The 8,144-nt window shown below is 44.8% G+C and carries 8 protein-coding genes and 1 pseudogene; 5 read left to right on the top strand and 4 right to left on the bottom strand.

Annotation, left to right across the window (positions count from 1 at the left end):
* Positions 1 to 10: 10 nt before the first annotated feature.
* On the bottom strand, positions 11 to 427 hold the full coding sequence (locus tag B4033_RS07950) for a YeeE/YedE family protein (protein ID WP_016659403.1): 417 nt from the start codon (positions 425 to 427) through the stop codon (positions 11 to 13).
* Between the two features lie 120 nt (positions 428 to 547).
* Here B4033_RS07950 and B4033_RS07945 point away from each other — a divergent pair, with 120 nt between their 5' ends.
* A complete protein-coding gene (locus B4033_RS07945) occupies positions 548 to 859 on the top strand; it encodes an ArsR/SmtB family transcription factor (protein WP_005107334.1) in 312 nt (103 codons plus the stop codon).
* A gap of 329 nt (positions 860 to 1,188) precedes the next feature.
* Here the strand turns inward: B4033_RS07945 and dsbG are convergent, their stop codons facing one another.
* From dsbG to dsbD, 3 genes are read right to left on the bottom strand one after another with little or no spacing between them, the layout of a single operon-like run.
* The gene (gene dsbG / locus B4033_RS07940) at positions 1,189 to 1,929 is read right to left on the bottom strand and encodes a thiol:disulfide interchange protein DsbG (protein WP_044112718.1); all 741 of its coding nucleotides are present in this window, start codon (positions 1,927 to 1,929) and stop codon (positions 1,189 to 1,191) included.
* An 18-nt stretch (positions 1,930 to 1,947) separates the two neighbouring features.
* Complete coding sequence (locus tag B4033_RS07935) at positions 1,948 to 2,796, bottom strand: TlpA disulfide reductase family protein (protein WP_286833017.1); 849 nt, start codon at positions 2,794 to 2,796, stop codon at positions 1,948 to 1,950.
* Positions 2,793 to 4,730, bottom strand: a complete 1,938-nt coding sequence (dsbD, locus tag B4033_RS07930; protein WP_286833016.1) for a protein-disulfide reductase DsbD — start codon at positions 4,728 to 4,730, stop codon at positions 2,793 to 2,795. The genes B4033_RS07935 and dsbD overlap by 4 nt, the downstream gene beginning before the upstream one ends.
* A 108-nt stretch (positions 4,731 to 4,838) precedes the next feature.
* On the opposite strand from dsbD, the gene B4033_RS07925 reads away from it, so the two are divergent.
* The 4 genes and pseudogenes from B4033_RS07925 to B4033_RS07910 form a co-directional block, all read left to right on the top strand.
* Entirely contained in the window at positions 4,839 to 5,513 is a 675-nt protein-coding gene (locus B4033_RS07925) for a response regulator (protein ID WP_286833014.1), read from the top strand.
* The gene (locus B4033_RS07920) at positions 5,506 to 6,885 is read left to right on the top strand and encodes an ATP-binding protein (protein ID WP_004730032.1); all 1,380 of its coding nucleotides are present in this window, start codon (positions 5,506 to 5,508) and stop codon (positions 6,883 to 6,885) included. Before B4033_RS07925 ends, B4033_RS07920 begins: the two co-directional genes overlap by 8 nt.
* A gap of 283 nt (positions 6,886 to 7,168) precedes the next feature.
* Positions 7,169 to 7,315 (top strand): annotated as a pseudogene (locus B4033_RS07915) (IS5/IS1182 family transposase); the annotation flags it as partial.
* A gap of 174 nt (positions 7,316 to 7,489) precedes the next feature.
* Positions 7,490 to 8,144: ion transporter (locus tag B4033_RS07910; RefSeq protein ID WP_286833013.1), on the top strand; the 655-nt coding region annotated here is incomplete at its 3' end.

Here is an 8,144-nt window from a genome sequence, read left to right as displayed (position 1 = left end):
ATTTTTCATTTTAGAATGCTCCTGTGATATGACGGATAATATAAACAGCGACAAAACCTGCAAACATGAAAGTCATGGTCGCGATGATAGAACGCTTAGACAGGCGACTGATGCCACAAATTCCGTGACCACTGGTACAGCCCGAACCCAGACGTGTCCCAAAGCCCACCAGCAGACCTGCCACAATCATCATCAGTGGGCTAGCATTCAATTCGATTTCAGGTTGTACAAACAGACCATAAATAAACGGTGTGAGGATCAAACCTAATAAAAACCAGATTGCAGGTGTTTTAAACATGGTTTTTGAGTTTAAGACTTGCCCAATCAAACCACTGATCCCTGCAATACGGCCATTGACGTAAAGATAGCCAACCACGGAAAGCCCGAGCATTAAGCCGCCAATAAATGCGATGAGGAAGTCATGCATGATGAATTAATCCCTATACAATATACTTTTTTATATTATATAATAAAAAATATTAATCAAGCAGTTTTATGGTAAATTATGTAAACTGCATGGGCTACATCAAAAGTTGTGAGGACATTTATGGATATGATTGCTGAAAATGCCAAAATTGATTTTTCTCAAGTCGATTTCGTCAGCCAATGCCTAAAAGTTTTAGCCAATCCTGATCGTCTGAAAATCTTATGTGTCCTGGTCGACGGGGAAATGAATGTTCAGGAAATTGAAGAATCTACCGACATTCATCAACCCACACTTTCACAACAGCTGACTGTGCTACGTAAGGGTGACATGGTCAGCACCCGACGTGAGGGTAAACAGATTTTCTATCGTCTGAGTGATCCCAAGGTCTTGAGCCTGATGCAAAAACTGTACGAGCTGTATTGTGCGAATTAATCCGCTTAGTACAACCATACAGAATGCTGGGTATAATAACCATTGATAAACTCCGCCGGTCGTAGGGATGCCAATCCCCATCGATATTGTAGGATTGAGGCCATATTGACCAACATGTAAACACAATCACCGCAATCCCCATCCACTGTGCATAGGCTATTTTTTATGCATAACGTTGATGATCGACTAATTACAATAGCCGGTTGGTTTTTTTAATCACAAAACCCAATGCAATTAATGTCAGACCACTCCGGTTTCATGCCAGAGCGGTTCATTCCAAAGCAAACAGTATCCGTGGATGATCCAAAGTTGACATATCTCATCCAATCTTATTGTTCAAAAATTTCCTTGACGTCCATCGCCAGGCCTTGAGTGGATTTAAATTCACCCTGATTATTTTTCCAGGCCATCGACGGTGTGGAGAAAAAGCCGTATTTCCCCATTAGGGCCTGGTTGGCATCAATTTTTGCAGCAATTTCGGCAGGAATCTTTTCCATTTTCTTGAGCTGCTTTTTGCCTTTATTCTTGTTTATATCATTAAAAACTGCTGCTGGATTTTTCGACATTAACAATGTGGCCACCTGGCCACGGCTTTCTTCACGGATCACACCGACCTGAATATGACGCAACTGTACCTTGCCTGATTCGACCCAAGGCCGAGCCGCTTGCCAGAATTTATAGCAATATGGGCAATTCGGATCGGAAAAGACATAAACCACCCGTGGTGCATCTGGCTTGCCATCCTGGATCCAGGTCGATTTTTCCAGGGTTTTCCATACATCGTCCAATACCGCTTTTTTCATATGCTTTTCAATCTGCTCATTGGAAAGGCTTTTCCCTTGTGCATCAAACAGTTCGCCCTTGATATAGTATTTATCATCATTGGAGATAAATACCGTATTGGAGTACTGGTCTTCATGCCCCACCCAGCCGGTCATTCCTTGTGGTGCCGGAATCTGTTTTACAAACACAAAACCCTGTTTTTCAATATTCTGTTTAATATTTGCCTGCGTGTGCATGCTCATGATCAGAAACATGCCTGCACCAAGCACCTGGTTAATTTTATTCATACTACGTCCTTCCGTTTTTTAAGGTTGATCTGAAATCCTGTTTAAATATTGCTGCAACATGGCCGGACTGAGTTCCCCCATATGCCGCTCGACCAGCTGACCTTGAGCATTAAAAAACAGCGTCGTTGGCAGGCCGAAACTATTCAGCTGCTGGGGTAGTTCACCATATGGGTCCAGCAGGACATGTTTAAATTGAAACTGATGTTTTCTTAAATAGGCATTTACGGTGGCTACCTCCTCACCCTGATTGAGCATGACAAAATTCACTTGAGGATGCTGCTTGGCTGCTTTGGCCAACACCGGCATTTCACGGTGACACGGCGGACACCAACTCGCCCACAAATTAATTACCGTGGGCTGGCCAGTGAATTGGCTGAGTGAAACCTTGTCTGTACCCAGACGCTCCTGTTCTAGTCCAGCAAAGGCGAGATCAGGAAACGCTGCTTCAGTTTTTAGACTGGATTTGAACGCGAGCCCAAGCCCGATCCAGAGTACCAATATGATCAACAAGATGGCTTTAAATCTGGTCTGCAGCTGTCTGTTTCGAATGACATACCACAAAGCACCAAGCAGCACCCCTCCCCATAAATGAAAACCTTTGTCCTGGATTTTCAGTATGTCGATGGGTGCTGCAAAATACAGCTCGGCATTGAGCAGAACGAAAACAAGACGCGCACCCAGCATCCCCAGCAAAAAACTGCTCCAGAGCAAATCCTGACTTTGCCCAAGCTGCTGTTTAGACCATGAATACTTTCTGGCTAATCCAAACAGGATGGCAGATAACAGCATCAAGCCAGTGGCAACAATAATAAGTGCCCAGGGCAACATCAAAGGTCCCAGATGCAGTGCATCACTGGAAATCATCATGGTTGCTCTCCTTGCAGTTGCTGCAATGTGCCTAGTAAATGTGTCGCGCTAAAGCTTCCGGTTAAACGCAAGTCTCGCTGCTCCTGATGCGCTGCATTTAAAAATATAAAGGTGGGTGGACCGAGGATTTGCCATTCTTTTAGCAGCTCATCCTGACTTGGATGATAGTGGGTCAGGTCTAATTTGATACGAACCACATTTTGTAAAGCCGTCTGGACATCACTACGTGGAATCACTTCCTTTTCAATCGGTTGACAGGCCACACACCAGTCTGCATAAACATCAATTACCACTGGCTGTGCAGGATGTTTGGCTAAAACCTGTTGCAATTCTGCGGCTGTACTGACCTTCTGCCATTCAAGCCGTGATTCCACATGGGCGACCTGTACCTGACTCCAGACATGATAGAGCTGCATGCCTCCTGCAAAGACCAGTAAACCACTGAGCAGCATCAGGACTATTTTCGATACAGACCGATGCACATGGGGCAGCATCTTGAACAAGAAGTAGCCTGAACAGGTGATCAGTACTACACCCAAAAGGCTCAGGTATAAAATGCCGGGCAATAGGGGGCGGGCAAAATACAAGGCCAGGGCCAGCATGACAAAGCCAAAACTAAACTTCAGGCGATCCATCCAGATGCCAGGTTTGGGTAAAAGATGGGACCCAAATACAGCTGCGATAAATAGTGGCAAGCCCAGCCCAAGGCCTAAGACAAACAGATAGCTGGCACCCAAAATCGGTTGATTAAGCTGAGACACATAGATTAAGGCACCGGCCAACGGTGCACTCATACATGGCCCGACAATCAGTGCCGCGATCATGCCCATAAGACCAGCACCAATCAGCGTGCCACCCTTCTGCTTTTGCTGCCATTGATCCAGCCGCTGTAACATGCCTTGAGGTAAGGACAGCTGAAATGCTCCGAACAGATTAAGCGCGAACAAAACAAACAGAATGCTGAAAATACTGATGAATACCGGACTTTGAAACCAGCGCTGAAAACTGTAACCGAGCTGTGCCACAGCAAGTCCCATGACCGCATAGACCAGTGCCATACCCAAAACGAAAACCAGTGCAATCAGTGCCGCACGGTAGCCCCGGTGCTGCTGAACCAGAATTCCCGTTAAAATTGGAATTAAAGGTAAAGAACATGGTAAAAATGCCAGCAGAATGCCAAGCCCGAGAAAAATCAGGGCATTAATTAACAGACCTTGTTCTGACAGCAGACTTAAAAAATACTGGTCATTGTTCCACTGACTATTCATGCCTGCTGACGAAGTTTGATTTTTAGGGTCTGCAATGAGCTGGTCATTTTTCTCTGTTAATTCCACCTCAGGCTGCACCACAGGTTCAGAAACTGCAGCGACTTGTATTTCCTCTACCTTTTCTTCGGTCAATGCTTTATCTGTACTTGGAGTTTGCTCTATAGCTTGGAGCTCATCTTTCTGAGCAGTCAGAATTTTTTCGTTTGCTTCTGGCGGTACAGTGCTGGTCAGCAGTTTTGGGGTTTTGCTCAAGTTTTGCGCTGGAAATAAACCATCTGCATCAGTTTTTACTGTGGTGCGTTGTACCGGATAACATAAACCGCTTTCTGCACAGCCCTGCCACTGCACCACAAACTTCTGGTTGGGCTGAACCTTCATATTGGTTTTGACTTGTCCATAATGGACCTGGGTCAAACCGAAATTGGGGTCATTTTTGTCTTCGGGTTTGGGCAGTGCCAACTTGACTGGGGTCTGCTGATGAGACACTTTAAGCTGGTCATGATACAAGTAATAGCCATCTGCGATTTTCCAGCTAAGCTCTGCCTGATCCTGGCTTGTAGAAACCACCTGAAACTGAAATGCCTGATCTGGTGGTAAAAAGTCTGCATGTGCAGTTCCCGTCATGATTCCACCGCCGATCACGGCACCCAATATCCACTTCAACATCCAGCTGATCTCCTCCTGTTAGGACTGCATTATTGAAAAACTAAAATTAAGGCAACATTAACAGCCCAAATCATTTATAAAATAATGGCAGTTTGATCAGGATGTTCTATGTTTATTGTATTGGTTGAGGATGATCCCTATATCGCACAGAGCATTTGTGCTGCTCTGAACTATCTAAATATTTCAGTGGAGCATGTCAGTCACGCACGTGCTGCGGATTATTTTATCCGGCATAGTGCAGTCGATTTGTGTTTACTGGATTTAGGCCTGCCGGATCAGGATGGTCTGGACTTGCTGCACAGCTGGCGGCGCGACCAGATTGATCTCCCGGTACTGGTATTGACGGCGCGGCTGCGGACCGATCAGTGTGTTCAGGCCCTGAATGCCGGTGCCGATGACTATCTGACCAAACCCTTTGAACTGGAGGAACTGATTGCCCGGATTCATGCCCTCACCCGTCGCCACCGCGGCTTTGCCTCCAATACCCTGCAATTTGATGAACTGGTTCTAAATCGGGATACCCAGACTGTGATCTATCAAGACCAGACCGTGAATTTATCTCGCCGTGAATTCAGCCTGCTGGAAACCCTGATGAGCCACCCCAACCAGATCCTGAAAAATGAACAGCTTATTGACAAGCTCTATGGTTTTCAGGACGCTATCGAGAGCAATGCCCTGAATGTACACATTTATCACCTGAGACAAAAACTGCATCCAGATTTAATTCAGACCATTCGTGGTGTGGGATATATTTTCAAACCGTTTGAGCAGCGTCATGTTTAGTCACAGCTTGAAATGGCGTTTGGTCATGAGCCTTTTGGCCGTGTTTATTGTGCTGTGGAGTGCAGTATTTTCATGGCTGTATATTGACCTGAAACAACGCTTACAAGACACACTGGATCAACGCTTATCGGCATCTGCACAAATGGTTGCCCGGCTGATTCAGCAGTTACCACTGGATAGTCTAGGGGATGCAACCTTATCCAAATTAGCCAAGAATGATGATGCAAACCAGTTAATTGCCTGTGAAGTTTCTCTTTTTAGCTCTGACATCTCGTTAGGTAATCAGGTGATTGCCAAAACACGCGGTGCCCCCCAAAATTTAAGCCAGCGACCAGAAGGATTCAGCACCTGGCAGCAGGGTGATACGGAATGGCGCAGTTATGTTCTGCGTCGTGGCGATATTCAGGTGGTGGCAGCAGAACGTATGTTCTTGAGGGATACCTTACTACAGCAGATTCTGCAGTCCGTACTGATTCCCTTGGTCTTCTCACTGCTGATCTGTATTGCCCTGATCATCTTTATTATCCGCAGACAGTTCCGGTCTTTGGATCAGCTCAGTCAATACCTGAACCAGAAAAACCTTAGCTATTCAGAGGTGGCTGATTTTTTAATGCAGCTCAAGCCTGCAAGTATTCCCCAAGAAGTACAGCCTTTTGTCAACAATTCCACGCAGTTGATTCAGAAACTCAATGACAGTCTGCAACAGGAGAAAGCCTTTAGTGCCTATGCTGCACATGAATTACGCAGTCCCCTGACTGCAATTAAAACCCATGTACAACTGGCCCAGCTGATCGGTCAGCAGCAGCACCTGCCTGAATCCATTCAGCATAATTTGCAGCAGGCCAATGAGAGTATCCGGCGTTATACGCTGTTACTCGAGCAGCTTTTATTGCTGACCCAATCAGAAAACAGTATCCAGGCAATGCCTGAGGCCATCTGGCTTCGCCCCACACTTGAGAAAGTTCTTGCAGACTTAGGTACACGCTATCCAGAAATGAACAAAAAAATACAGGTAAACTGGGACAACTTGGGCGAAATTCAGCTGCCTGAATTTGTGCTGTATACCGTACTGAAAAATCTGCTTGAAAATGCCCTGCTGCATGCACAGGCTGCCCATATCTGGATTTCCATGCAGTCTGGTTGCCTAGTGATTGAAGATGATGGACAGCAACTGACAGCACAGGATATCCAACATTTAGGACAACGCTTCTGGCGCAAATCTGCTCAGCAGCACGGCCATGGTTTAGGACTGGCATTGACCGCTAACCTGTTAAAACAGTATGGCTATCAGCTCTCTTTCAATGCCCGACAGCCCTATGGGCTTCGCATTGAAATCAATTCAATACAATCGAAAACCCTAGAGATTTTTTGAAATAAAAATTCTTACTTTTCAACATCCAATAAAGATATCACCAATTCAAATCACTTCCTTTGTTTATACAAATAACTTTTTCTTCAACAAAAACCTTCTCTGTATTCTCAAGTTTATGATCAGGCGATCACAACGCACTTTTAATTTTTAGCATAGAAACAGGTATAAAAATAATAAGACCCCTCTATGAAAACAAAAATGCCAGAGAAAAAAGATCACTTGATGCAACTAGGCCTGTCACCAATTAGCTTAAGAAAATCTAATCTGTCCTCATTATTTTTTCATGACTAAACGCTATGCATTAAGAGATGATCAGTGGGAACAGATTAAGGATCTGTTGCCCGGACGAGCAAGTACTGTTTGAGTAACTGCCAAAGACAACAGGGTATTTGTTGAAGCAGTATTGTATCGGTATCGTTCAAGTATTCCGTAGTGAGATTTACCAGAATGCTTTGGGGATTTTAGAGTCGTGCACACTCGCTTTAGCCCTAAAAGTCCAGGATAATCACCACCCCACAGTTCTGATTAATTTTTTAAAAATTTCCTTTCGATGGCCGGGCTTGCGCTAAACTCAAAGCATCTTATCGCACCGTAATGCACTGTTATGGAATTCAAGGCCTGGTATAAGCTTCGCAGATTTATTTATGACAATTTGCATAATGAAGAACACGAAAGCATCTTAAGTCGCGTCATCAATATATTTCTGATTATATTGATTATTGGGAATACTGCTGCCGTTTTACTTGAATCAATCAATGACCTCTATCAATCCTATCAGCTGCTGTTTGATGCCTTTGAATTATTCTCGATCTTTATTTTTACCCTGGAATATTTATTAAGATTTTGGGCCATTGCGGAAAAAGACCCCTTTGAAGGTGCATGGAAAAACCGATGGTTATGGATCCGTAGTGGCGGTGCCATCATTGACCTGTTGGCGATTCTCCCGGCCTATATTAACTTCTTTGTGCATCTCGATTTACGCTTCCTGCGAATCCTTCGATTATTCAGATTACTCAAATTAACCCGTTATTTCGTCTCCCTGCAGATTTTATTGCGGGTGATCAAGCGCGAAAAGGGCTCATTTCAGGCGGTTATTTTTATCCTGCTGATCATGATCATCATCGCGGCGGCTGGAGTATATGTGGTTGAAAATAAGGCTCAACCAGAAGTCTTTAGCTCCATCCCTGCATCCATGTGGTGGGCAGTGGTGACACTGACCACGGTCGGCTATGGCGATGTGACACCAATCACCCCCTTAG

This window comes from Acinetobacter sp. UBA3132 (assembly GCF_002364825.1).
In the GTDB taxonomy this organism is placed as follows: domain Bacteria; phylum Pseudomonadota; class Gammaproteobacteria; order Pseudomonadales; family Moraxellaceae; genus Acinetobacter; species Acinetobacter schindleri.
The sequence above is the reverse complement of the archived record's forward strand: the minus strand, read 5'-3'. Positions and strand labels throughout refer to the sequence as shown.

Coding starts and splice junctions, on each gene's coding strand:
- B4033_RS07950 (WP_016659403.1), bottom strand. CDS start 427: ATGCATGACTTCCTCATCGCATTTATTGGCGGCTTAATGCTCGGGCTT.
- B4033_RS07945 (WP_005107334.1), top strand. CDS start 548: ATGGATATGATTGCTGAAAATGCCAAAATTGATTTTTCTCAAGTCGAT.
- dsbG (WP_044112718.1), bottom strand. CDS start 1,929: ATGAATAAAATTAACCAGGTGCTTGGTGCAGGCATGTTTCTGATCATG.
- B4033_RS07935 (WP_286833017.1), bottom strand. CDS start 2,796: ATGATGATTTCCAGTGATGCACTGCATCTGGGACCTTTGATGTTGCCC.
- dsbD (WP_286833016.1), bottom strand. CDS start 4,730: ATGTTGAAGTGGATATTGGGTGCCGTGATCGGCGGTGGAATCATGACG.
- B4033_RS07925 (WP_286833014.1), top strand. CDS start 4,839: ATGTTTATTGTATTGGTTGAGGATGATCCCTATATCGCACAGAGCATT.
- B4033_RS07920 (WP_004730032.1), top strand. CDS start 5,506: ATGTTTAGTCACAGCTTGAAATGGCGTTTGGTCATGAGCCTTTTGGCC.